At 72.9% G+C, this 22,968-nt stretch carries 20 protein-coding genes; 11 read left to right on the top strand and 9 right to left on the bottom strand.

The window, feature by feature from the left end; translation table 11 throughout:
- Window positions 1-25: 25 nt before the first annotated feature.
- The 5 genes from AB0J72_RS06565 to lysW form a co-directional block, all read right to left on the bottom strand.
- Window positions 26-850 (bottom strand): SDR family oxidoreductase, encoded by an 825-nt coding sequence (locus tag AB0J72_RS06565; RefSeq protein ID WP_363395139.1) that lies wholly within the window; start codon window positions 848-850, stop codon window positions 26-28.
- Window positions 847-1,962: a M20/M25/M40 family metallo-hydrolase gene (locus tag AB0J72_RS06560; protein WP_363395136.1), complete on the bottom strand. Its 1,116-nt coding sequence runs from the start codon at window positions 1,960-1,962 to the stop codon at window positions 847-849. Before AB0J72_RS06560 ends, AB0J72_RS06565 begins: the two co-directional genes overlap by 4 nt.
- Window positions 1,959-2,849 (bottom strand): acetylglutamate kinase, encoded by an 891-nt coding sequence (argB, locus tag AB0J72_RS06555; protein ID WP_363395133.1) that lies wholly within the window; start codon window positions 2,847-2,849, stop codon window positions 1,959-1,961. Before argB ends, AB0J72_RS06560 begins: the two co-directional genes overlap by 4 nt.
- Before the next feature lie 51 nt (window positions 2,850-2,900).
- On the bottom strand, window positions 2,901-3,881 hold the full coding sequence (gene argC / locus AB0J72_RS06550) for an N-acetyl-gamma-glutamyl-phosphate reductase (protein ID WP_344509526.1): 981 nt from the start codon (window positions 3,879-3,881) through the stop codon (window positions 2,901-2,903).
- 98 nt (window positions 3,882-3,979) lie between these two features.
- Window positions 3,980-4,159, bottom strand: a complete 180-nt coding sequence (gene lysW, locus AB0J72_RS06545; protein ID WP_344509524.1) for a lysine biosynthesis protein LysW — start codon at window positions 4,157-4,159, stop codon at window positions 3,980-3,982.
- Between the two features lie 373 nt (window positions 4,160-4,532).
- Here lysW and AB0J72_RS06540 point away from each other — a divergent pair, with 373 nt between their 5' ends.
- From AB0J72_RS06540 to AB0J72_RS06515, 6 genes are all read left to right on the top strand, one after another.
- Entirely contained in the window at window positions 4,533-5,861 is a 1,329-nt protein-coding gene (locus tag AB0J72_RS06540; RefSeq protein WP_363395129.1) for a DegT/DnrJ/EryC1/StrS family aminotransferase, read from the top strand.
- A gap of 38 nt (window positions 5,862-5,899) precedes the next feature.
- The gene (locus AB0J72_RS06535; protein ID WP_363395126.1) at window positions 5,900-6,799 is read left to right on the top strand and encodes a transketolase; all 900 of its coding nucleotides are present in this window, start codon (window positions 5,900-5,902) and stop codon (window positions 6,797-6,799) included.
- A complete protein-coding gene (locus AB0J72_RS06530) occupies window positions 6,796-7,779 on the top strand; it encodes a transketolase C-terminal domain-containing protein (protein WP_363395123.1) in 984 nt (327 codons plus the stop codon). The genes AB0J72_RS06535 and AB0J72_RS06530 overlap by 4 nt, the downstream gene beginning before the upstream one ends.
- A 5-nt stretch (window positions 7,780-7,784) precedes the next feature.
- Entirely contained in the window at window positions 7,785-8,057 is a 273-nt protein-coding gene (locus AB0J72_RS06525) for an acyl carrier protein (protein ID WP_344509517.1), read from the top strand.
- Window positions 8,054-9,322 carry an acyltransferase gene (locus tag AB0J72_RS06520; RefSeq protein ID WP_363395120.1) on the top strand — a complete coding sequence of 423 codons (1,269 nt, stop codon included), beginning with the start codon at window positions 8,054-8,056 and terminating at the stop codon, window positions 9,320-9,322. The genes AB0J72_RS06525 and AB0J72_RS06520 overlap by 4 nt, the downstream gene beginning before the upstream one ends.
- 103 nt (window positions 9,323-9,425) lie before the next feature.
- Window positions 9,426-10,541 (top strand): winged helix DNA-binding domain-containing protein, encoded by a 1,116-nt coding sequence (locus AB0J72_RS06515; RefSeq protein ID WP_363395117.1) that lies wholly within the window; start codon window positions 9,426-9,428, stop codon window positions 10,539-10,541.
- A 573-nt stretch (window positions 10,542-11,114) separates the two neighbouring features.
- Here AB0J72_RS06515 and AB0J72_RS06510 read toward each other — a convergent pair.
- The 4 genes from AB0J72_RS06510 to AB0J72_RS06495 all read right to left on the bottom strand — a co-directional run bounded on the left by AB0J72_RS06510 (window position 11,115) and on the right by AB0J72_RS06495 (window position 16,184).
- Window positions 11,115-11,642 carry a DinB family protein gene (locus AB0J72_RS06510; RefSeq protein WP_363395114.1) on the bottom strand — a complete coding sequence of 176 codons (528 nt, stop codon included), beginning with the start codon at window positions 11,640-11,642 and terminating at the stop codon, window positions 11,115-11,117.
- 121 nt (window positions 11,643-11,763) lie between these two features.
- On the bottom strand, window positions 11,764-12,162 hold the full coding sequence (locus AB0J72_RS06505; protein WP_363395111.1) for a PaaI family thioesterase: 399 nt from the start codon (window positions 12,160-12,162) through the stop codon (window positions 11,764-11,766).
- Between the two features lie 44 nt (window positions 12,163-12,206).
- Complete coding sequence (locus AB0J72_RS06500) at window positions 12,207-12,677, bottom strand: hypothetical protein (RefSeq protein WP_363395108.1); 471 nt, start codon at window positions 12,675-12,677, stop codon at window positions 12,207-12,209.
- A gap of 240 nt (window positions 12,678-12,917) precedes the next feature.
- A complete protein-coding gene (locus tag AB0J72_RS06495) occupies window positions 12,918-16,184 on the bottom strand; it encodes a condensation domain-containing protein (protein ID WP_363395105.1) in 3,267 nt (1,088 codons plus the stop codon).
- Between the two features lie 213 nt (window positions 16,185-16,397).
- Here AB0J72_RS06495 and AB0J72_RS06490 point away from each other — a divergent pair, with 213 nt between their 5' ends.
- The 5 genes from AB0J72_RS06490 to AB0J72_RS06470 all read left to right on the top strand — a co-directional run bounded on the left by AB0J72_RS06490 (window position 16,398) and on the right by AB0J72_RS06470 (window position 22,854).
- Entirely contained in the window at window positions 16,398-17,795 is a 1,398-nt protein-coding gene (locus tag AB0J72_RS06490; RefSeq protein ID WP_363395102.1) for an MFS transporter, read from the top strand.
- Between the two features lie 53 nt (window positions 17,796-17,848).
- Complete coding sequence (locus AB0J72_RS06485) at window positions 17,849-19,774, top strand: non-ribosomal peptide synthetase (protein ID WP_363395099.1); 1,926 nt, start codon at window positions 17,849-17,851, stop codon at window positions 19,772-19,774.
- Between the two features lie 104 nt (window positions 19,775-19,878).
- Window positions 19,879-21,096, top strand: a complete 1,218-nt coding sequence (locus AB0J72_RS06480) for a cytochrome P450 (protein WP_363395096.1) — start codon at window positions 19,879-19,881, stop codon at window positions 21,094-21,096.
- Window position 21,097: 1 nt separating this feature from the next.
- Window positions 21,098-22,117, top strand: a complete 1,020-nt coding sequence (locus AB0J72_RS06475) for a methyltransferase (protein WP_363395093.1) — start codon at window positions 21,098-21,100, stop codon at window positions 22,115-22,117.
- Window positions 22,117-22,854 (top strand): thioesterase domain-containing protein, encoded by a 738-nt coding sequence (locus tag AB0J72_RS06470; protein ID WP_363395090.1) that lies wholly within the window; start codon window positions 22,117-22,119, stop codon window positions 22,852-22,854. The genes AB0J72_RS06475 and AB0J72_RS06470 overlap by 1 nt, the downstream gene beginning before the upstream one ends.
- Window positions 22,855-22,968: the final 114 nt, after the last annotated feature.

Raw genomic sequence — 22,968 nt, 5'->3', positions numbered from 1 at the left:
TGGTTCCGTTCGGGGACGTCGTGCGTCAGCGGGCCGTGAAGCCGCCGTCGACCACCAGTTCGGTGCCGGTGACGCCGCCGGAGTCGGGGCTCGCCAGCCACAGGCAGGCGGCCGACACCTCCGAAGCGGTCACCAGGCGGCCGAGCGCGTGCAGCGACGCCGACTGGCGCTCGTAGTCGTCCAGGCCCGAGCCCAGCGACTCGGCGACCGCGCGGGTGCTGCGGGTGCCGAGCTCCGCGTCGTCGGCGACCGTGCTGGGGCTGACGGCGTTGGCGCGGATCCCATGCCGGCCGTACTCGAGCGCGATCGACTTGGTCAGCCCGACCACGCCGTGCTTGGACGCGACGTAGTTGGCGTACATCTCGAACGCGACGCGGCCGCCGGTCGACGCCGTGTTCACGATCCGTCCGCCGCCGCGCTCCACCATGTGCGGCAGCACGGCCCGGCAGCAGCGCCACGTGCCGCTGAGGTTCACGTCCAGCGAGAGCTGCCATTGCTCCTCGGTCAGTTCGTGCGCCCGTACACCGCCAGGACCCAGCACGCCGGCGTTGTTGAGCAGCACGTCGATCTGGCCGAACTCCTCGATGCCCTCGTCGACGACCTTGTCGACGCCAGCCTGGTCGCGCACGTCGGCGACGCCGGTCAACACGCGGCTGCCGTAGCGCCGGCACTTGTCGGCGGTCTCCTCCAGGTCGCGGCGGCCGGACATCTCGTACGGGCCGGCCTGCGGGTCGCAGTGGTCGACCAGGATGAGGTCGGCGCCCTCCCGGGCGAAGGTCAGCGCGTGGGAACGGCCCAGCGCACGGGCCGCGCCGGTGATCATGGCGACGTTCCCGTCGAGCAGCATCATGCCTCCAGAAGTTCGGGCGTTCTCGCGGCCAGCTGGCGCCCGAGCCGGGGCAGGGCGACGGTCAGGACGTCGATCGCGCGGTACAGCTCGCTGATCGGGATGTGTTCGTCGGTGGTGTGGTCCAGGTGGGCGTCGCCGGGGCCGTAGGCCGCCATCGGCACGCCCCACGGGTCGAGGGTGTTCATGTCGGAGGTGCCGGCCTTGCGCTTGAACGTCGGCCGGGCGCCCTGCGCGGCGATCGCGGCGCGCAGCTGGCTCACCACCGGGTCGGACCGGGTGCGGGTCACCCCGGGCACCCGCTCGTCGACCCAGATCCGGCTGTGCGTGCGGCTGCGGGCGAAGCGCTCCAGGGCGGCGAAGTCGAAGCCCGGCGGCACGCGGCAGGTCAGGAACGCCTCGGCGTCGGCGAGGTCACCGCACAGGCGGATCAGCGTGCCGGCGGCGACGCCGAACGCGACCGGGTCCGGATCGGGGTCCGGCGACAGCCCGCGCAGGTAGTCCTGCACGTCGCCGGCCCAGCGGGCGGCGCGCTCCACCGCGGTCGGCTCCGGGCTGCTGGTGTGCAGCGGCGGCTGGTGCATCTCGTACCCGAGGCCGATGCGCCCCTTGTAGCCCAGGCAGACCCCGTCCCAGCCGCTCGGCTCGCCGATGACCACGGCGTCCGGACGCGGGACGGTATCCATCACGTGCCGCGCCCCCCGCGAGCCGGCGACCTCCTCGCCGACCGCGCCGACGGCGTGCACCCGCACGTCCCGGCTGCGCGCGGCGGCGCAGATCATCGTGACGAAGGCGCCCTTGGCGTCCACCGAGCCGCGCCCATACAGCAGGTCGCCGACCTGACAGACCGGGACCTGCCCGGGGACGGTGTCGATGTGCCCGAGCAGCATCACGGTCGGGGCGTCGCCGGGGCCGATGACGCCGTGGACGTTGCCGACCTCGTCGACGTGCGCGTCGAAGCCGAGCGTGTCCATCTGCTCCGCCAGGAACCCCGCGAGCGGCAGCTCCTGCCCGGACACCGACGGGATGCTCAGCGCGGCGCGCAGCAGCCACGCCGGGTAGTCCTCGCGCAGGACTCCGGGGCGGGTGCGGCGCACGGCCCAGCCGGCGGTCATGCGACGCTGCCTTCGCGCAGGACGTTGCCGCTGCCGGCTTCGCGCAGAACGTTGCCGCTACCGGCTTCGCGCAGGGAGCTGCCGCCGCCGGCCAGGGCCTGGCGGATCGGCCGGTGCTGCCCCGCGGCGCCGATGACGACGCGCGCGACGGTCAGGCTGGCGCGCAGCCCGGCCCGCACCTTGTGCCGCATCCGGCCGCGGACGGTGTCGCCGTCGAGGTGCTGCGGGCCGACCTCGGCGATCCTGCTGCCCGGGTCGTCCGGGTCGGCGTACACCCCGGAGACGTCGGTGAGCAGGACCAGCGCCTCGGCGTCGAGCGCCACCGCGAGCCGGGCCGCCATCTCGTCGGCGTCGACGTTGAGCAGGTTGCCGTCGGCGTCGCTGGCCGGCGGGGACACCACGGGGACGTCGCCGCGCTCCAGCACCGCGCGCACGGGTGCGGGGTCGACGTGCTCGATCCGCCCCGACTGGTCGTCGCGGATCAGCACGGTCTTGCCGGCCTTGATCGACCGGATGGCCGGCTTGCGGGACGCGGTCGCCAGCCCGCCGTCCGCCCCGCTCAGGCCCACCGCCCGCGCGCCGCGTGCCCGCAGCCCGCTGACCAGCTCGGGCTTGACCCGTCCGAGCAGCGCCATGGTGATGATCGAGAGCATGGTGCGGTCGGTGCGCCGGCTCTGGGTGCCGTCGGGTGACCTGATGACCTCGCGTTCGATGCCGAGCTCGTCGGCGAGCTGGTCGGCGACGGCGCCGCCGCCGTGCACCAGCACGGTGGGCGTGCCGGCCGCGGCCAGCTCCGCGACCTCGTCGAGCAACGGTCCCGGGTCGGAGCCGCCGCCGATCTTGACCACGATGACCCCGCTGTGGGTGTGTCCGGCATCCTGTGCCATGCCCCGCTCACCTCCTCTGTGCTTGCTCGCTGCTTCGTGTGCCGTGCCGGATCAGGCCGGGTGCAGGCCCGGGAACTCCAGGCCGGCGTCCTCCGGCAGGCCGCGCGCCACGTTCAGGCTCTGCACGCCGCCGCCGGCGGCGCCCTTGACCAGGTTGTCCAGGGCGGCGACCACGACGATCCGGCCGCCGTCCTCGTCGACCGCGCAGCCGACGTCGACGAAGTTGGTGCCGGACAGGAACTGCGGGTCCGGCAGCCGGTGCACCCCGCGACTGCGGGCCACCACCCGGACGAACGGGCGGTCGCGGTACTCCCGCTGAAGCACCCGCAGCACGTCCCGGCGCTCGACCGGCTCCGGCGGCGTGACATGGCAGACGACCTGCGCGCCGCGGACCGACGGCACGGCCGTCACGGTCATGCGGGCCCGGACCTTGGCGTGCGCCGCGATCTCCTTCTCGTGCCGGTGCCCGGCGGGTTTGTAGACTCTGAACGCGTTGCCGCGCTCCGCGTGATGCGACGACGGGCCCGGCTCGGCGCCGGAGCCGGACGAGCCGGTCCGTGCGTCCACCACCACGTCACCGGCGACCAGGCCCGCCTTGCTCAGCGGGGCCAGGGCGAGGATCGCGGCGGTCGCCATGCAGCCGGGCACGCTGATCCGCTCGGCGCCGGGCAGCTCATCGGCGTACAGCTCGGGCAGCCCGGTCCGGTAGACGTCGCCGGACGCGGAGCTGGCGCCGGCCCGGAAGTCCGGGCTCAGGTCGACGATCGTGCCGGCCAGCTCGGCGACGCCGGCCTCCAGCTCCGCCGAGGCTCCCGAGGGCAGCGCCAGGAATGCGGTGTCGACCGGGGCCAGCTCCTGCGGCGGGTGGAACGTCAGGCCGAGATGGTGCAGGTTGGGGTGCACCTCCGCGACCGGCCGGCCGGCGTGCCGGCGGGAGACGGCCTGCACCAGGTCCAGTTCCGGGTGTGCGTGCACCAGCCGGAGCAGCTCCCCACCCGTGTAGCCGGCCGCGCCGACGACGCTCACCTTCACCCTGCCGCCCCTTTCCGTCTGCAGTCTTTGTCGCGTGTTCGGTGCCCGCCGTGGGGTGGGACCCGCCTCAGGCACCCACCACCCCGGCGAACGGGCGGCTACTCGCCCCAGTCCTCTTCCACCTCGGGCGCGAGCGCCAGCACGACCGGGTCGGTCGTGACCACCTCCAGCTCGCTGGAGCAGTGCTGGCAGATCACGATCTCGGCAACCATGAGCTCGTCGGAGACGTCCACCGCGCCACCGCACTGCGGGCACTGCACGGTCGTTGCAACAGTCATCAGTTGCCTCCTGCAGATTGTATGACTACTGTTTGGCCAACACTGCAGAAGCTAACACATGCTTCACGGTCGCACATCCCGAGAGACGCCGTGGAAGCAACATCGAGGCGACATCCCGCAGGTCACGGCAAATCGCTGGGAATATCCACGCCGGCGACTCTGTGACCCTTCCCCACGTCGCGTTTTGTCAAACAGGATCTGGAGCAGACGCCAGTGATCGAGTTGCGGACCGCGGCGTGCAGGGTGATGCTGGCCCTCGACACTGTTGCAGACTCTGCACGTTGAGGCGACGAATAGTCTGCAACAAAGGCTGCTCCTTGCGTGTCCTCCCGAGCGGCGACCCGACGAGCACACCGTCCGGAGGTGCCTGTTCATGGCCGAGACCACCCACACCTTGCTGACCGCGGAGCTGGCCCTGCTCGGCGGGGACCGCGCCGTGCCGAAGGACAGCGACGGCGGCACCTGGCCGGTCGTCACCGCGGACGACGAGCGGGCCGTCCTCCGGGTGCTGCGCGACGGTCCGCTGAACGCCGCGTCGCCCGGCGAGCCCGAGATCGGCCGCCTCGAGGCGGCGTGGGCGGAAGCCACCGGCACGCGGCACTGCGTCGCCGTCGCCTCCGGCACCGTCGCGCTGCACCTCGCGCTGCGCGGCTGCGGGATCGGCCCCGGCGACGAGGTGGTCGTGCCGGCCCTGACGATGAACGCGACCGCCCACGCCGTGCACGCCGCCGGCGGCACCGCCGTGTTCGGCGACATCGAGCCCGGCACCTACAACCTGGACCCCCGCTCGGCCGCCGCGGCCACCGGTCCCCGCACGGCGGCGCTGCTGCCCGTCCACCTGCACGGGCTGCCCGCGGACATGCCGGCGCTGCGCCGCCTCGCCGAGCGGCTGGACGTGCCGGTCGTCGAGGACGCCGCGCAGGCCCACGGCGCGCGGCTGGAGGGCCGCCGGGCCGGCGCGCTCGGCACCGCCGGCTGCTTCAGCCTGCACCCGCACAAGAACCTGCCGACGTGCGGCGAGGGCGGGCTCATCACCACCGACGACGACGAGCTGCACGAGCGGCTCGTCAGCCTGCGCAACTTCGGCGAACGGGCGCCGGTCGGGGCACGCACGTACATCAGCCACCATGCCGCCTTCAATGCCCGGATGGCACCCGTGGCGGCCGCCTTCACCCACTCGCAGCTGGCCCGCTTCGACGACTACGCCCGCCGGCGCGAGCCGGGCATCCGCGCGTTCCTGGACCGCCTGGTCCAGCTGCCCGGGCTGGGCGTGCCGCGGATCCCCGCCGGCCGCACGCACGCCTGGCACATCCTGCGCCTGATGCCGCAGCCGGAGGCGCTCGGCCTCGGACCGGAGCACCGCACCGGGCTGCGCGCCGCCCTGCACCGGGCGCTGCGCGCCGAGGGTGTGCCGGTCTCCCAGTACCAGGTCGCGCCGCTGCCCGCGCACCCCGCGTTCCGGCCCGCCGGCATGACCGAGGCCGACGCCCTCGACTGGGTGGCCGAGCGCTTCCCCGTGACCGCCGCGGTCGTGGACGGATCCCTGTGCCTGCAACGCCGCCACCTCGATCCGGCGGCCGGGCCGCTGCTGGCCCGCTACGCCGACGCCTTCGAGAAGGTGTGGCGGCACCTCGACCTGATCCGCCAGATGGCCCGCTCGCGCCCCGCGCCCGGCTGGCGCGAGGCGCTCCGCAAGGGCTGACCCACGCACACATTCACACCCACCGAAGGGAGCCAGACATGGCCGCGCCGACCACGACCGGCCCGCCGCACTCCCCCGCCGTTCAGGATGGCGCTGTTGACGGCGCTTCTGACGGCGCTGTTGACAGTGCTTGTGACGGCGCTTTTGACGAGGCGTCCGTCGCGGCGATGGCGCACCAGATCCGGCAGGACGTCATCCGGATGGCGGGCGGGCCCGAGGGTGCGCACGCCGGCGGCAGCCTGTCCTGCGCCGACCTGATGGCCGTGCTGCACGCGCGGCTGCTGCGTCCCGGCGACGCGTTCGTGCTCAGCAAGGGCCACGCCGCGCCGGCGCTCTACAGCGCGCTGGTCCAGCTCGGCCGGCTCCCCGCCGACGAGCTCGACAGCTACGCCCAGCCCGGCAGCAGGCTCTTCGGCCACCCCGCGCACGACCTGCCCGGCGTCGAGTTCGCCACCGGCTCGCTCGGCCACGGGCTCGGCCTGTCGATCGGCCTCGCGCTCGCCGAGCTGCTGCACGGCGGCGACCGGCGCGTCTACACCGTCCTCGGCGACGGCGAGCTGCAGGAAGGCAGCGTCTGGGAGGCCGCGCTGCTGGCCGGCCACCGCAAGCTGCCCAACCTGGTCGCGGCCGTGGACCGCAACGGGCTGCAGATCACCGGCGGCACCGAGGGCTGCGTCGCGCTCGAGCCGCTCGACGCGAAGTTCGCCGCGTTCGGCTGGCAGGTGCGCACCGTCGACGGGCACGACCTGGCGGCGCTGCACGAGGCGCTGCAGCCGTCGCCGGACGGCCCGGTCATGGTGATCGCCACGACCGTGAAGGGGCGCGGCGTGCCGTTCCTGGAGCGCAAGGTCGCCGGGCACTACGCCAAGCTCAAGCCCGCCCTGGTGCAGCGCGCCCTCGCGGCCCTCGCCCGCGCGGCGAAGGGGGAGCCGTCATGACGCAGACGATCGCCGAGGTGGAGCTCGGCCCGGATCCCCGCACGGCGTACCGCGACACGCTGATCGACCTCGCCGTCGAGGACCCCAGGGTCATCTGCCTGGACTCCGACACCGGCGGGCTGGAGAACACCTTCGCGGAGCGGTTCCCCGACCGCTACATCAACGTCGGGATCGCCGAGGCGAACCTGATGACCGTCGCCGCCGGGCTCGCCCGCCGCGGCTTCATCCCCTACGTGCACACGATGGCCACGTTCGCCACCATGCGGGCCGCCGAGTTCCTCAAGGTCGACGTGGTCGGCAACCGGCTGCCCGTCCGGGTGATCGCCACGCACGGCGGGCTGTCCGCCGCGCACTTCGGCACCACCCACTTCGCCCTGGAGGACCTCGCGGTCGCCCGGGCGCTCGCGGACCTCGCCGTCGTCGTCCCCGGCGACGGCCGGCAGATCGGCGCCGCCACCCGGCAGCTGCACGAGCTGCCCGGCCCCGTGTACCTGCGGCTCGGCCGGTCGGCGACACCGGTGCCGCCGGGCGACGCGCCCGACTTCCGGCTCGGCCGGGCCCGGACGCTGCGCGAGGGCACCGACGTGACGATCGTGGCGACCGGGGCGATGCCGCTGCTGTTCGCGCTGGAGGCGGCTTCGCTCCTCGCCGGCGACGGGATCGATGCGGAGGTCCTCGAGCTGCACACCCTGCACCCGCTGGACCGCGACGGGCTGCTCGCCGGCTGCCGCGGCCGGGCGGGCGTGGTGACCGTCGAGGAGCACCGGCCGCAGGGCGGCGCGGGCGACGCGGTCGCCGAGGTGGTGTCCGCCGACCTCGCCGTGCCCATCCGCCGGGTCGCCGTGCGCGGCCGGCCCGGCGCGCGGGTCGCCGGCCAGCGTGACGCCCTCGAAGCGCACGGGGTGAGCGCCGACGCGGTCGTGGAGGCCGCCGGCCGGCTGCTCGACCACACCCAGAACACCGACCGGAAGACGAGGTGATGACGATGGCCGGGACGGCCCTGATCCACGACGAGGACCGGATCCGCTACGTGCAGAGCGTGTTCCAGCGCGTGCTGAAGGTCGACAAGGGGGTGACGCCCGACGACGAGTTCTTCGCCCTCGGCGGCACCTCGCTGACGGCAATGGAAGTGATCGACCTGATCGAGGCCGAACAGGGCCGCCGCCTGCCGGTGCGCAACTTCTACCAGGCGACCGTGGTCCGCGAACTCGCCGGCGAGCTGACGCCCGCCACCGACTCAGACGGAGGTGCCCGATGATGCGACCGAGAGCGGGACTCGCCACCGAGGCGAGCACCGAGGTGGACCTCGCCGGAGGTGGCGGGCCACGGTCCGTGGCCCCGGCCGCCGACCGGCCCGCGCCCGGCCGGTCGAGCGCGAAGCTGCACTCGCTGACGGGCCTGCGGTTCATCGCCGCGTTCCTGGTCGTGCTGTGCCACGTCGGCATCAACCTGCTGCCGTTCGTCGCCAAGGACCAGGTCTTCGTGATCCACGTGTTCTACGGCTTCGGCTCCGTCGGGGTGTCGTTCTTCTTCATCCTGAGCGGGTTCGTGCTGACGTGGGTCGCCCGCGACATCGACACCGTGCCGCAGTTCTGGCGCCGCCGGTTCTTCAAGATCTACCCGAACCACCTGGTGACGCTGGTCGCGGCGGTCCTGCTCGCGGCCACCGCCGCGCACGCGCTGTCGACCCGCGACACGCTGGCCACGCTGTTCCTGGTGCACGCCTGGATCCCCGACCAGCAGCTGCTGTTCAACCTGTGGTCCAACACGCCGACCTGGTCGCTGTCCTGCGAGCTGCTGTTCTACCTCGCCTTCCCGTTCGTGCTGAGCCTGCTGCGCAAGGTCCGCCCCGAGCGGCTGTGGCGCGGCTTCTGGATCACGTTCGCCGCGATCTGCGCCGTGCCGTTCGTGGCGCTGCTGCTGCCCGCCGGCGGGACCCACCGCGGCACCGGGCTGCCCTGGCTGCACATGTGGTTCATGACGTTCTTCCCGCCGGTGCGGATGCTGGAGTTCGTGCTCGGCATCTTCACCGCGCTGATCGTCATCAACGGCCGCTGGCTCAAGCGCTGGCCGCTGCCGGTCGCCGTCATCGTGGCGACGATCGGGCTCATCGCCGCCGGTGGGGCCACGCCGCCGATCCTGGGCTTCGTCGCCGTCTCCGCGCTGCCGCTCGCGTTCCTGGTCGGCGCCGTCGCCACCCGCGACATCGACGGCCGCGGCAGCTCGTTCGGCAGCCGCACCATGGTGTTCCTGGGGGAGATCTCCTTCGCCCTGTACCTGGTGCACTGGCTCGTGGTCGTCTACGGCTGGATCGGCAGGCACTCCCCAACGTGGGGCGCGAACCCGGCCGACGCACCCACCACGTGGGGCACCGTGCTGACCTACTCGGGGCTGACGATCGTCACGAGCCTCGTGCTCGCGTGGCTGCTCTACACGCTCGTCGAACGCCCGATCATGCGGCGCTGGAGCCGACCTGCGGCGAAACGCGACACCCTGGAGGCCGCACAGGCGGACCGGGGCTGAGATTCCTCGACAAGGCTCCCACCCGAGCGGGTGGGGGCCTTGTCGCCTTTCGTGCAGTGTCTTTCGGCCCGGGGTAGGGTGAGGTGACTGCAGAGGGGGCACCGTGAACGTCACCTGGAAACAGGTCGCGACCTGGCGGATGAAGCGGCAGTTCGTGCACCCGCGCACGAAGGCCAGCGCGAGCGAGATCGTCGGCAGGCTGTGTGGTGTGCAGGCGCAGGTGTGGAGCGCCGCCGAGCTGGCCGTCGCCTTGCGACAGACGACACCCGACGGCGACGCAGTCGACCGGGACGTCGCCGACCTGACGCTGCTGAAGACCTGGGCGATGCGCGGCACGCTGCACCTCTTGCGCCCGCAGGACGCCGGCGCCTTCCTGTCGCTCATGGCCGCCGCGGGCAGCTGGCTCAAGCCGTCCTGGACGAAGGCGTCCGGCGTCAGCCCCAAGCAGGTGGATGAGCTGACCGACGAGGTGTCGCAGATCCTCGAGGGCGGCGCGGAGCTCACCCGCGACCAGCTGGTCACGAAGCTCATCGCCGACAAGCGCTTCGCGGGCATGGAGGAGCGGCTGCGCTCCGGGTGGGGCTCGGTGCTCAAGCCCCTCGCCTGGCGCGGCGCCCTCTGCCACGGCCCCAACCAGGGCAACAAGATCACGTTCACGTCGCCGGCGAAGAAGTTCGGCAAGGACTGGAAGGGCGTCCCCGAGCCCGACGATGCCGCCCCCATCGCGATCGAGGCCTATCTCGGCGCGTACGGTCCGGCCAGCCCCGACACGTTCGACCGCTGGCTGACGCTCAACAGCACGAGCAAGCCGAAGCTGCGCAAGTGGTTCGCCGACATGGGCGACAAGCTCACCGAGGTCGACGTCGAGGGCCGCAAGGCGATGATCCTGACCGAGCACGCCGACGACCTCGCCGGCTCCGCCGACTGCAAGGGCGTCAAGCTGCTCGGCCACTTCGACCAGTACATCCTCGGCCCCGGCACCAAGGACGACGTGCTGCTGGACGCCAAGCACCGCAGCAAGGTGAGCCGCACCGCCGGCTGGATCTCCCCGATCGTCGTCGTCGACGGCCGGATCGAGGCCGTCTGGGAGATCGAGGGCAAGGACCTCGTGGTGACCCCGTTCGACGGCGCCGTCCTGCCCGAGAAGGACCTCCAGAAGGAGGCCACCCACGTGGGCAAGGCCAACGGCGTCAGCGGCCTGACGGTCCGCGTCGTCTGACCCCGCCCACACACCGGACCACCACAACCGGCACCGCCACCCGCGCCCGCCGCTCGGCGCTCGGTGCTCGGCGCTCGGTGCCCGGTGCTCCGCAGTGAGTGATCGAAGGACGGATCTGGTTGTCCGGGCGGCCCGGAACGTCCTTCGATCACGGCGAATCGGAGACGGCAGCGGCCGTAACGCTCCGAAGCCCGCCCCTTGCGCCGCCCGCGGAACAGCAACCCACCACCCCAGGCACCAGCCCCGGCACCACCGCCGGCGACGAGTTCGTGGTGTTCGCCGAGCCGGTCCAGATACCGCTTGCCCGCACCCACCACCCGGCACGACCGCCAGGCATCTCCCGCCCGCACCCGCAGCTCGGCTCGGTGCCCCACCACCGTGATCCAAGGACAGAGCTGGTCGTCCGGACGGCCCGGGACGTCCTTCGATCACGGGAGAGTGGAGGGCCGCAGCAGGCATGGCGGCGCTCATGCGCACGGGCGGTGTCGCATCTGGAGATCCGGGGCACGCTCCGGACGTCGGATGGCGGTGAGGGCTGCTGTTTGCCGCGCCGGGGGGTGATCGGAGGACGGGTCAGGCGAAGTGGGTGCGGTAGAGGTCGCGCAGCAGGGCGACCTCCGCGCCGTGGTGCATGACCTCACGGTTGACGTGCAGCATCAGCGTCGCCATCGGGCGGTCGGCCCACGGGCCCTCCGTCTCGCCGATCGGGCGCTCCAGGGCGGCCTCGTCCAGTGCGCTCACCGCGTCGCGCCAGTCGCGGTAGTGGCCCTTCAGCGCGGCGACGGCCGCGTCCGCGGTCACCGGCAGCTCGGCGGTCGCCATCGTCAGCGAGCCGTCGCCGAAGTGTGCGCTGGTGCGGAGTCCCAGCACGTGCAGCGAGACGTGTGTCATCCGCCAGGCGATCGTCGTCACCGGCGGCGGGTCCGGGGTGTCGTGCCCGCCGTCGAGCGTGGCGCGGCCGTCCGCCGCGGTCCGCACGGACCAGCAGTCCTTGACCGGCTCCCAGAAGTACTCGTCGTCGGTGAGGCCGGCCAGCGCGGGCGTCAGGTTGTGCTCCCAGTAGAGGTCGAGCTGGTCGAGCACCTCTGCGCGCCAGTCCATGCGGCGGACTCCCGTCGGTCGTTGCGGTGATGCCTGCACCGTAGGACCGCCGCTTCGACCGCCGGGCCGGGTTCCGCGCGGGTTCCCTCATTCGGGAGAAGCCCGCCGAAAGGGCTGCCGATCAGCGCAGATTCTGCAGCCTGACCTGGCCCCGGGCGACGAGCCCGCCGGCCGCGTCGACCGTCTCCACCGCCCAAACCTGCTGCGTGGCGCCGCGGTGGATGGGCACCGCCGTCGAGGTGAGCCGGCCGTTGGCCGCGGTGACCGGCGCGAAGAAGTCGGTGGTGTTGCTGACCCCGACCACGGTGCCCTTGTCGCCGAGCCACCGGTCGGCGGCCACGCTCGCGACGGACTCGACCACCGCGCAGTGCACCCCGCCGTGCAGGATGCCGTGCGGCTGCAGCAGGTCGCCGCGGGCCGACCAGGCGGCGACCACCTGGTCGGGGCCGACCTCCTCGAACTGCAGGCCGAGGTGCTCGACATAGGGTCCGAGTCGCTGCGAAAGCTTGTCCACGGTCATCACTCGAGTATCCCAGTGTCTGCCGGAGTCTGCAGAGTCGACGATCAGCTGTCGAAGAACTCGAGCTGCCCGTTGCGCCGCAGCCGGTCCACCCAGGCCTGGGCCGTGTAGCGGGGGACGTCGAAGTGCCGGGCGAGCTGCCCCACGCTGCCGGTGCGGCGCAGCTCCGCGGCGACCAGCTCGGCGTCGGGCATGCGCCGGTACGGCCGGTCGGGCTTGGCGCGGCGGGCCTGCCGCTCCTCCGGCTCCGGCGGCGTCGCCCCGTTGAGCACGGTCGCGGCGACGGCGCTGCTGAGCGAGCGGGCGAGCATGTCGAAGTCGATCGAACGGGCGGCGTTGACCGGCAGTGCCCCGCCTTCGGGCGCCATCACCGACAGCTCGACGACCTGCGCCTCGAGATTCTGGTTGATCCGGACCCGCGCCGTGATGGTGGCGGGCTGCTTGTCGCCGTCCGGGCTCTCGGCCACGATCTTGACCGTGTAGTGCGTTTCAACGTACTCCTGATCGGAATCCATGGTGGTCCGCCTTATTCTTTGCAATACCTCGGGGCGAGCCGAGGAAATGGTGCATGTCGAGTGGCACAGCTATCCTGTCGATACTATACTGCGGTCGAATCTTGAGAGCCCGCCAAAGGCGACACCCTCCGAGGGCTCAAACCCCCGCCTGACCTGGTAAAGCTTTCGACAGGTCGGCGGCTCGCAGTCGCCACAGCCTGTTGACTCTCTGCAACGGACATACACCATAGGGTGACGCCATCACCGGCGCACCCCACCGAGCTCCCCGATCGGAGCCGCGGGTGACTCGGCGACGGCGGCCAGCAGCTCCAGCACCTGGTCGATGCGCTGGTAGCCGGACGCGTGGTCCCACAGGTCCGTGTTGAGCTCGAGCATCGCCGACAGCCCGGCCGGGCGCAGCAGCCCGTGGAAGGCCATGTCGTAGCGGGCCGTGCCGTGGGAGATGAAGCGGTATTCGCAGCCCAGCCCGGCGAGGTCGGCCGGCATCCACGACTCCAGCTGCAGCTCGCACGTGACCTGGTAGATCGGGTGCACGCCGGTGACCCGCCGGGGCTGCACGGTCTGCACGATGTCGGCGAACGGCGCCTGCTGGTGCTCGTAGGCGCGCAGCACCGCCGCGCCGACCCGCCGCACCAGCTCGTCGAAGCGCGGGTTGCCCGACAGGTCGAGCCGGACCGGGACCACGTTGAGGAAGCACCCGACGAGCTGGTCGGCGCCGCGCTGGGTCCGGTTCGCCGTGGGGATACCGATGACGATGTCGTCCTGGCCGCTGAGCCGGTGCAGCAGCACGCCGACGGCCGCGCAGAACACCGTGAACGGCGTGGTGCGCCCGGCGGCGGCCACCTCGCGCAGCGTGCGCGCCGCGGCGGCGGAGACGGGCCGCTCCAGGAACTCGCCCCGGAACCTCGCCTTGTCGCCGCGCGGGCGGTCGGTGTCCAGCCGCAGCGGCGGGGCGCCGGCGAGCTCGCGGGCCCAGAACCGGCGCAGCCGCTCGCCCTCGGGGCCGTCGAGCAGCTCCTGCTCGGCCCGGGCGAGGGCGGCGAAGCCGACCTCGTGGCGCGGCAGGGCCGGCGCGTGTCCGGCGGCCCGCGCCTCGTACGCGACGGCGAGGTCCCGCATGATCAGCGTCATCGACACCTCGTCGGTGACCAGGTGGTGGAACAGCAGCTGCACCTGGTGCCGCTCGGGTTCGAGGCGGATGATCCGCGCCCGCAGCAGCGGCCCGCGGGTGATGTCGAAGCCGGTGTAGGCGATGTCGTGCTCGAGCCGTCCGCGCTCGGCCTCCCGCGCGGCGTCGTCGAGGCCGGTCAGGTCGTGGACCGGCACGTCGATCCCGGTGTGCGGCTGGATCCGCTGTACCGGCTGCCCGCCGACCTCGACGAACGTGCCCCGCAGCCCCGGCTGGTGCGCGACCACGTCGTTGACCGCGGCCGCGAACGCCTCGGGGTGCATCGGCCCGGTGAGGTCGAGCACGAGGGGGATCGTGTGGGTGAGCGAGCCCGGGTCGGCCTGCTCGGCCAGCCACAGCTGCCGCTGCCCGGACAGCAGCGGCACCTCGACGACCACGTCGTCCTCCAAAGAGGAGTCCGATGAGTCGGGCGCCTCGTCAAGGTCCGCGGGCAGGTCGGCGACCAGTTCCAGCATGCCGTCCAGCTCGGGGTTCGCGGCGCGCAGCGCGCCGGTCAGCTCCACCGGGGTGGGGTTCTCGAACAGGGTGCGCACCCGCACCCGCACGCCGAGCGCCTCCTGGATGTCGGCGACGAGCCGGGTGGCGAGCAGCGAGTGCCCGCCGCTCTCGAAGAAGTCCGCGTCCGGCGCGAGGCCCGGCTTCTCCAGGGCCTGCGCCCAGATCTCGACGATCAGGTCGAGCAGCCGGTCGGGGCCGTCGGGGCGGGCCGGCCCGGATTCGACTGAAGCAGCCGCGGGCAGGCCGTCCACGATCTCGAGGCGGCCGCCGACGTCCCGGCGGGCCGTGAGCCCGGTGGGCGCGCCGCCGAGCAGCAGCGCCGTGGGCTGGTGCGGCGACAGCCCGTCGGCCAGCCGCAGCTCCTGGCCGGCGTCGACGCCGGTCACCACCGGCCAGTCCTGTGCGCCGCGGGAGCGGTCGAGGGTCAGCGTCACCGGCGTGCCGTCCGGCAGCTCCAGGCGCACCCGCTCGGCGCCGTCCCCGGCCAGGGGCGCCGGCTCCGGCGTGTGCAGGTCGAGCTCCGGCAGCCGCAGCTCCGGCCGCGCGAGCCACTGCCGCAGCACCTGGGCGTAGTCGTTGACGAGCGCCCGGACGCCTTCGGGAGTGTAGAGGTCGCCGTCGTACTCCAGCCACAGCCGGACCCGCTCGTCGGAGAACTCGATCTCCACGACGGTGTCGAACCGGCCCCGGCCGCGCTCGACGTCCAGGACCCGCACCGGCAGCCCGCCGAAGCGCAGGTCGCCGACCGCGTCCACGCGCGGCAGGAACAGGTGCTGGATCAGCGGCGTCCGGTCGGTCGGCCGCGGCGCGGCGGCGGCCCGCACGATCCGGTTGAACGGCAGCCGCACGTGCTCGATCGCCGCCGCGACCCGCTTCGTGCAGCGGGCCACCGTCTCGGGCAGGTCGGGGGCGCCGCCGAGGTCCAGGCGCAGCGGGACGGTGTTGGACAGCTGCCCGACCAGCGTCTCCAGCTGCGGCGCGCCGCGGTTGGCCGCGAGCACGCCGAGGATCAGGTCGTCGCGGCCGGTGGAGCGGGCGATCGTGGCGGCCCAGCCGGCGAGGCACAGCGCGTAGGGCGAGCTGTGCAGGTCCCGGGCGGCGGCGCGCAGCGCGGGCCCGCCGACGCCCGGCAGGACCAGCTCGACGCGGCTGCCGACGCCGCGGCGGATCCGCCGGCGCGGCCGGTCGGGGCGCACGTCGAGGCTGGTGGGCGCGTCGCGGAGGGTCTCGCTCCACCACGCGGTGTCGGCGTCCTGGGTGGCCGGCAGCAGCGCCTCGCGCTCCCAGAGGACGAAGTCGCCGTACTGCAGCTCGGGCTCCGGCACCGTCGAGGGGCGCCCGGCGAGCGCGGCGGTGTAGTCCGCGGCGAGCTCCGCCAGCAGCAACCGGACCGCGGTGGCGTCGGCGACGATGTGGTGCACCGCAAGCGCGAGCACGTCCTCACCGTCGGGACCGCCGCCGTGCAGCAGCAGGAACGCGATCCCGCAGCCGGACGACGGGTCGATCCCGGTGGCGGCGAACCGGACGAGCGCGTCGTCGCCCGAGGTGCGGTCGTCGAGCACGGTGACGGGCAGCGGGTCCGGCACCGGGAGCACGACCTGGCCCGGCTCGCCGTCGTGCAGCCGCAGCGCGGTGCGCAGGACCTCGTGCCGCGCCAGCAGCGCGCCGACCGCGGCGCGCAACGCGTCCGGGTCCAGGCGGCCGGGCACGGCGAGCGCCACGCACTCGGTCAGCGGGGCCTGCTCCGCCGCCGACGCGTCGGAGGACCAGAAGTGCTCCTGGATGACCGCGAGGGGCATGAAGTCTTCACAGTCTCTCATGGAGATACGATAACTCACTGCGTGCGAATCGCGCGCGAAGTGACCGGTTCGGGTGGCTTCTGGCCCCGCAAGATGCGCTGTCTGCAGAGTCGCGTTACGGTGAGGCCGTCGGCAGTTGTGGTGTGTGGGTGAAGACTCGTGCCGACAGCCGCGCAGACCCGCGCACCGGAATACGAGCGTCTCGCACGAATTCCCGCAGAGGAGTCATGGGGCATGACCTCAACCAACGCGCAAAACAGGACACACGCACCGGCGGAGCGGGCCGAGGCACGCCCGGAAGGCGCCCCCAGGACGCCGCAAGGCCCGGCCGGCGCCGGCGGGAAGCCGCCCGCCGCCGGCGGTCGCCGCCCCTCGGTGCTGCGCAACCGCGACTTCGCCCTCGTCTGGGGCGGCGAGTCGATCAGCCTGCTGGGCAGCGAGATCAGCGTCATCGCGCTGCCGTCCCTCGCCGTGCTGGTGTTCGGTGAGGGCGCACTCGGTGTCGGTCTGCTGATCGCGCTGCAGTGGATCCCGTTCGTGCTGCTCGCCCCGGTGATGGGGGTGCTCACCGACCGCCTGAACCGGCGGATGATGATGCAGATCTCCAACCTGGCCCGGTTCCTCATCCTCGGCTCGCTGCCGCTGCTGTGGGCCCTCGACGGGTTGACCATCACCCACCTGTACGTGGCGGCGGTGCTCAAGGGCATCTTCGACGTGGTCTTCCAGCTCGCCTACCAGGCGTACCTGCCGCAGCTGCTGCCGCGGGAGGACCTGGTCGACGGCAACGCCAAGACCCAGCTGAGCCGGTCCGTCGCGCTCATCTTCGGCCGTAGCGCCGGTGGTGCGCTGGTCGGCGCGCTCGGCGCGGCGCGGGCGATCACCGCCGACGCCGTCACCTACCTGTTCGCCGGGCTCTCGCTGATGCTCGTGAAGTTCAAGGAGCCGGCCCCGCAGCCCCGCCCGGGCGGCGTACAGGCGACCCTCAAGGACCTGCGCGGCGGCGTGTCGATGACCTTCGGCAACCGGCTGCTGCGCTACCTGACGCTGATGGCCACCTTCGGCAACACGGCCGTGTCCATGGTCCTCGCGATGATCATCGTGTTCGGCTACCAGGACCTGCACCTCAGCGCCGCGCAGATCGGTCTCGTGCTCGGTGTCGGCGGCACGCCGGTCATCCTCGGCGCGATCCTGTCCCGCCGGATCAACGAGCGTCTCGGCATGGGCCGCACGCTGCTGCTGACCCACTCGATGCTGGTGGTCGCGTTCCTGCTGCTGCCGTTCGCCCAGTTCGGCAACACCGCGACGGCCGTGACGATCCTGATCATCTCGCAGGGCATCTCGTCGTTCACCACGCCGGTCGGCAACGTCGGTGTGATGACGCTGATCCAGAAGGCCACGCCGCCGCAGGCGATGGGCCGCGTCGGTGGCGTCGCCCTGCCGTTCGTCTGGGGCGCGAACGCCGCCGGTCCGCTGCTGGGCAGCGCGATCGCTGTCGCGTTCGCCAACGTGACCGCCTTCTACCTGGCCGCCGCGCTGGCCGTGGTCGCCGTGTTCTGGGTCCTCGCGGGCCGGGTGCACAAGCTGATCGACGACGTCCCGGAGCAGGAGCGAGTGGTCGTCCCGGCCGCCTGAGAACCGGCCGCCTGAGAACCGGCCGACTGAGAAGCAGGGGAGGAATCGCAGACATGATCACCCAGCAGGAAACCCCGGTCGTCCGAGCAGGCACGACGACCCTGGTCTCCCGGATCGAGGGGTTCGCCCGCAGCGCCCCGGACTCGCCGGCCGTCCGGCACGGCGACCGGGAGCTGACCTACGGCGAGCTCAACCAGCAGGCCAACCAGCTCGCCCACGAGCTGTCGGTCCTGGGTGTGCGGCGCGGTGACATGGTCGCCATGTACCTGGGCCGCTCGATCGAATGGGTGGTCGGCATGCTCGGCTGCCTGAAGGCCGGCGGCGTCTGCATGCCGCTGGACCCTTCGGTGCCGGTCGAGCGCTTCAACCGGGCCATCGCGGCGGGGCGCCCCGCCGCCGTGGTGGCGGTCGCGCACTGCCCCGACGCGGCCGAGGTGCCGCCCGTCCCGGTCGGGGTGCCCGTGGCGCCCTGCCCGGGCGGCGGCAACCCAACGCCGCCGGTCCCGGGCGGGCTGCCCGTGGTCACCATCGACGCCGGCGTGCCGGCCCGCGAGCACCTGCCGGACCCCGGCCCGGCGGCGCGGCGGGACGAGCTCGCCTACGCCATGTTCACCTCGGGCTCCACCGGAGCCGCGAAGATCGTCCTCGCGCAACACTCGTGGTTGGCGCTCAGCGCCGCCCGCAGCGCCACCATCAACGGCACCACCGCCGCCGACCGCGGCTCGTGGCTGGGCGCGGCCGGCGCCGGGATCGCGATCCACGAGGTCGGCGGCCTGCTCTGGCAGGGCGCGCAGATCGTCATCGGCGAGCACGACGTGATCGCGTCGCCGCCCGCGCTGCGCGACTGGCTCCTGCAGGAGGAGATCACGCTCAGCTTCGTCATCACGCCGGTCGGCGAGGTGCTGCAGAACCTGCCGTGGCCGGGCCAGACCCCGCTGCGGCTGCTCACGCTCGGCGGCGACCGGCTCAACAAGTGGGGTCCGCCGGACCTGCCGTTCGAGGTCGCCGTCTCGTACGGCAGCCTCGAGGCCTTCCAGGTCGCCAACTCCGTCCACCCGTGGCCGCTGCGGTGCACGCCGTCCACGGCGACGGCCGCCGACCGCCGGTCCGCGCCGCCGGTCGGCCGCCCGATCGAGGGCGTCACCGTGCACCTGCTGGAGGACGACGGCCTGACCCCGGTCGGTGACGGCATCGGCGAGGTGTGGATCGACTCCGACTGCCTGAGCCTCGGCTACCTCGGCGACCCGGCGCAGACCGCGGACCGCTTCCGCCCCAACCCGTTCGGCGCGCGGGGCACCAGGATCTACCGCTCCGGCGACGCGGGCCGGTTCCGCCCCGACGGCATCCTGGAGCACCACGGCCGCATCGACGACATCGTGAAGATCCGCGGGCACCGCGTCGAGCTCGGTGACGTCGAATGGGTCCTCGGCCGGCACCCCGGCGTCCGCCAGGTCGCCGTCGTCGCGACGATGGACGGCGACCAGCGCCGGCTCGTCGCGTGCTTCACGGCCGAAGCCGGCGAGATCGAGATCGCGCCCCTCGAGCTGCGCGACTACGCCCTGGAGCGGCTGCCGGACTTCATGATCCCGGTCGCCTTCGTCCAGCTCGACGAGCTGCCCCTGAACACGTCGAACAAGATCGACCGCCGTCGGCTCCCCCCTGCGGACTGGGCCCGCGGCCGCCCCACGCGCTCCTGGCGGGCGCCCGCCCCCGGCACGGAGACCGAGCTGGCGCGGCTGTTCGCCGACCTGCTGCACGTCGAGAAGGTCGGCGCCGACGACCACTTCCTGGAGCTCGGCGGCGACTCGCTGCTGCTGGCCCGCCTGCAGGGCCACATCGAGCAGGACCTCGGCACCCGCGTCGAGATGAACGACCTGGTGACCGACCCGACCGTCAGCGGCCTGGCGCGGCTGATCGGCGCCGCACCCGAGGCCGCGGCGACCCCCGCGCTCCCCCCGATCACCCCGCGCCGCCGATAGACCCCCGTAGCGCGCCCAGCGCGGCTGCCCGTACACGAGACCCCAAGAACGTCAAGGGCCCATGGGAACCCCCATGGGCCCACCGACCCGGCTTGGAGGCAGGCATGGATGCCGGCACGACCATGGAAGCGGATGTCGCCACCGACAGGCTGGTGACCGCGTTCGACCATCACGACCCCGACTACACCCCGTACACCGCGCAGCGCGTCAACAGCGAGATCCGCGACCGCGGTGTCACCTACTCCCCCGCCTACGGCGGCGTGTGGATCCTGTCCCGCTACGCGGACGTCCGCGCGGCCCTCACCGACTGGCAGACCTACAGCTCGGCCCGCGGGGTGCACTTCCCGCGCGCCGAGGGCATGCCGATGTTCTCCCCCATCGACTTCGACCCGCCGCCGCAGCGCGAGATCCGCGACCGGATGGCCGCCCCGGTGACCCGCGAGTCGATCGCCGACCTGGAGCCGCGGCTGCGCGAGATGGCGCACCGGCTGCTCGCGCCGGTCGCGGCCCGCGGGCACGGCGACCTGATGGCCGAGCTCGCCGAGCCGTTCGCGATCGAGGTGCTGGGCGTGGCGTTCGGGCTGTCCGACGCCTGCCGCAGCCGCGTCCGGGCGGCGACGAAGACGATGTGGACCTACATCTCCACCGACAAGGACGCGAGCAAGTTCTGGCCCGCCTTCCACGACATCCTCGCCGAGGAGATCGAGCGGGTGCGGCGCGAACCCGACGGCGGCTACATCGCGAAGCTGGCCGCGATGGAGCGCGACGGGAAGCCGCTGCCGGACGAGGAGCTGTACTCCATCATCGTCAGCTTCTGCGTCGCCGGGCACGACAACACGATGAACTCGATCACCCGCCTGGTCCACACCCTCGGCCGGGACCCGGGGCTGCAGCTGCGGCTACGCCGCGAGCCGGAGCTGCGCGCGGCCGTCGCCGAGGAGGCGCTGCGGCGCTGGTGCCCCACCGACCGGTTCACCCGCATCACGACCCGCGAGGTCACGGTCGCGGACACCGTCATCCCCGCCGGCGCCCGCGTGGTGCTGCTCTTCGACGCGGCCAACCGGGACCCGGAGAAGTTCCCGGACCCCGACGCGTTCGACCCCGACCGCGGCAACTCCCACCACCACCTGAGCTTCGGCCACGGCATCCACCACTGCATGGGCGTGCATCTCGCCAGGGCGGAGTTCGCCGCGGTACTGGACGAGCTGGCCGAGCTGCCCGTCTTCGACCTCGCCGGCCCGAGCGAGCTGCACTTCGAGAACGGCCGGCACATCATGTACGACCGGCTGCCGGTGCGGTTCCGTGCCGAGGAGGGGCGCTGACATGACCGACGTGACCACCGCACCGCCGCCGACGCTGCTGATCGACCTGGCGACCGGCCTGTGGCGGTCCCAGACGCTCACCGCGGCGATCGAGATCGGCACGTTCGAGATCCTCGCCGGCGGCGGCGCCACCGCGGCCGAGTTCGCGAGCCGCGCCGGCATCGCCGGACGCCCGGCCGAGATCCTGCTGACCGCGTGCACCGCGCTGGGGCTGCTGGAGCGGCGCGACGGCCGCTACCACAACAGCGCCGTCGCGGACACGTACCTGGTGCCGGGCCGCCCCGACTACTTCGCCGACTACGTGCAGATGGTCGCCAAGTACACCGCGCCCGGCTGGCTCAAGGCGACCGAGGCGGTGCGCACCGACGCGCCGACCAAGCCGGTGCCGGACCCCGACCGCAACATGTTCGAGGAGGGCAACCGGCCGGACTCCTTCTGGGACGGGCTCTTCGCCTTCTCCACCCTCACCGCGCGGCACCTCGCCCGGGCCGTGGACCTGTCCGGGGTGCGGCGGCTGCTGGACGTCGGCGGCGGGGCCGGGGCCACCCTGCTGGAGCTGTGCCGCCAGTACCAGCACCTGCACGGCACCGTGCTGGACCTGGCGCACGTGTGCGGCCTCGCCCAGCGGCGCATCGACGCGGCCGGCATGTCGCGGCGCGTCGGCACCGCGGCGGCGGACTTCTTCAACGACGCGCTGCCGGGCGGGCACGACGCGGTGCTGCTGTCGATGATCCTGCACGACTGGGACGAGGCGCAGAACCGGAAGATCATCGCCGCGTGCCTGGACGCGCTGCCGTCCGGCGGCACGCTGCTCATCAGCGAGCTGCTCGTCGACGACGACAAGACCGGCCCCGCCGACGCCGCCCTCATGAGCATGAACATGCTGGTCGGCTGCTGGGGCCGCAACTACACCGCCGCCGAGTACAGCGGCTGGCTGCGCGACGCGGGGTGCGCACACGTGCGGACCGTCCGCTTCGACTCGCCGGGCGCGAACGGCGTGGTGATCGGGGAGAAGGTGTGATGGACGCGCAACAGCGGCGCTGGTTCCTGCGGGAGCCCTCCCCCGACGCGAAGATGCTCCTGCTGGCCATGCCGTACTCCGGCTGCGGCGCCTCGATGTACAAGGCGTGGCCGTTGACCGTCGGCGACGCCGAGGTCGTGCCGATTCAGCACCCCTTCCGGGAGAACCGGATGCGGGAGCCGCACTTCGGCACCTACCAGGACGTCACGAAGGCGATGCTCGACGACATCGGTGACCTCGTCACCGCGCGCCCGTGGGCCGTGTTCGGGCACTGCGGCGGCGCGCTGCCGGCGTTCGAGACGGTCATCCAGGCCGGCGAGCGCGGCCTGCCGCCGCCGCACCAGTGCTTCATGTCGAGCCAGGTCGCGCCGCAGGACGGCCCGTGGGGGCGGTTCCTCGGCCTCGACGAGGACGGGCTGCGCGCCGAGATCGCCGGGCTGCTGGGCGCGATGGGCGCCGGCGCCGCGCAGGCCGAGGAGCTCGTCGACCTGTTCATCGACACCATGGAGGCCGACGTCGAGGCGAACCGGGTGTACTGGCGCCCGGCCGGCACCGTGCGGTGCCCGATCACGGGCATCGGCTGGGACGCCGACGTCGAGGTGCCGCACGGCCTGATGACCGGGTGGCCGCAGTGGGCGCCCTACGAGAAGGTGCTCCTGTCCGGGACGCACTACAGCTTCCTGGAGGCTCCACCGTCGCTTCTTCAGGTGCTGGCGGACCGGCTCAAGGCCGGCTGAGCGTATTCCCGCAGGACGGGACCCCGGCACGCCCCCCGGTGCCGGGGTCCCGTCGTCTGCCGACTATGCAGTCTGAATGGCAGAGTCGGCGAAGTCTGTATAGTCTGTAATGAA

This window comes from Dactylosporangium sp. NPDC049742 (genome assembly GCF_040674675.1).
Classification (GTDB): Bacteria; Actinomycetota; Actinomycetes; order Mycobacteriales; family Micromonosporaceae; genus Dactylosporangium; species Dactylosporangium maewongense.
This window is presented reverse-complemented; position numbering and strand designations above follow the sequence as displayed.

Bases quoted from the DNA above. Each gene is read 5' to 3' on its own strand.
- AB0J72_RS06565 (WP_363395139.1), bottom strand. From the start codon at position 850: ATGATGCTGCTCGACGGGAACGTCGCCATGATCACCGGCGCGGCCCGT.
- AB0J72_RS06560 (WP_363395136.1), bottom strand. From the start codon at position 1,962: ATGACCGCCGGCTGGGCCGTGCGCCGCACCCGCCCCGGAGTCCTGCGC.
- argB (WP_363395133.1), bottom strand. From the start codon at position 2,849: ATGGCACAGGATGCCGGACACACCCACAGCGGGGTCATCGTGGTCAAG.
- lysW (WP_344509524.1), bottom strand. From the start codon at position 4,159: ATGACTGTTGCAACGACCGTGCAGTGCCCGCAGTGCGGTGGCGCGGTG.
- AB0J72_RS06540 (WP_363395129.1), top strand. From the start codon at position 4,533: ATGGCCGAGACCACCCACACCTTGCTGACCGCGGAGCTGGCCCTGCTC.
- AB0J72_RS06535 (WP_363395126.1), top strand. From the start codon at position 5,900: ATGGCCGCGCCGACCACGACCGGCCCGCCGCACTCCCCCGCCGTTCAG.
- AB0J72_RS06530 (WP_363395123.1), top strand. From the start codon at position 6,796: ATGACGCAGACGATCGCCGAGGTGGAGCTCGGCCCGGATCCCCGCACG.
- AB0J72_RS06525 (WP_344509517.1), top strand. From the start codon at position 7,785: ATGGCCGGGACGGCCCTGATCCACGACGAGGACCGGATCCGCTACGTG.
- AB0J72_RS06520 (WP_363395120.1), top strand. From the start codon at position 8,054: ATGATGCGACCGAGAGCGGGACTCGCCACCGAGGCGAGCACCGAGGTG.
- AB0J72_RS06510 (WP_363395114.1), bottom strand. From the start codon at position 11,642: ATGGACTGGCGCGCAGAGGTGCTCGACCAGCTCGACCTCTACTGGGAG.
- AB0J72_RS06505 (WP_363395111.1), bottom strand. From the start codon at position 12,162: ATGACCGTGGACAAGCTTTCGCAGCGACTCGGACCCTATGTCGAGCAC.
- AB0J72_RS06500 (WP_363395108.1), bottom strand. From the start codon at position 12,677: ATGGATTCCGATCAGGAGTACGTTGAAACGCACTACACGGTCAAGATC.
- AB0J72_RS06495 (WP_363395105.1), bottom strand. From the start codon at position 16,184: ATGAGAGACTGTGAAGACTTCATGCCCCTCGCGGTCATCCAGGAGCAC.
- AB0J72_RS06490 (WP_363395102.1), top strand. From the start codon at position 16,398: ATGACCTCAACCAACGCGCAAAACAGGACACACGCACCGGCGGAGCGG.
- AB0J72_RS06485 (WP_363395099.1), top strand. From the start codon at position 17,849: ATGATCACCCAGCAGGAAACCCCGGTCGTCCGAGCAGGCACGACGACC.
- AB0J72_RS06480 (WP_363395096.1), top strand. From the start codon at position 19,879: ATGGATGCCGGCACGACCATGGAAGCGGATGTCGCCACCGACAGGCTG.
- AB0J72_RS06475 (WP_363395093.1), top strand. From the start codon at position 21,098: ATGACCGACGTGACCACCGCACCGCCGCCGACGCTGCTGATCGACCTG.
- AB0J72_RS06470 (WP_363395090.1), top strand. From the start codon at position 22,117: ATGGACGCGCAACAGCGGCGCTGGTTCCTGCGGGAGCCCTCCCCCGAC.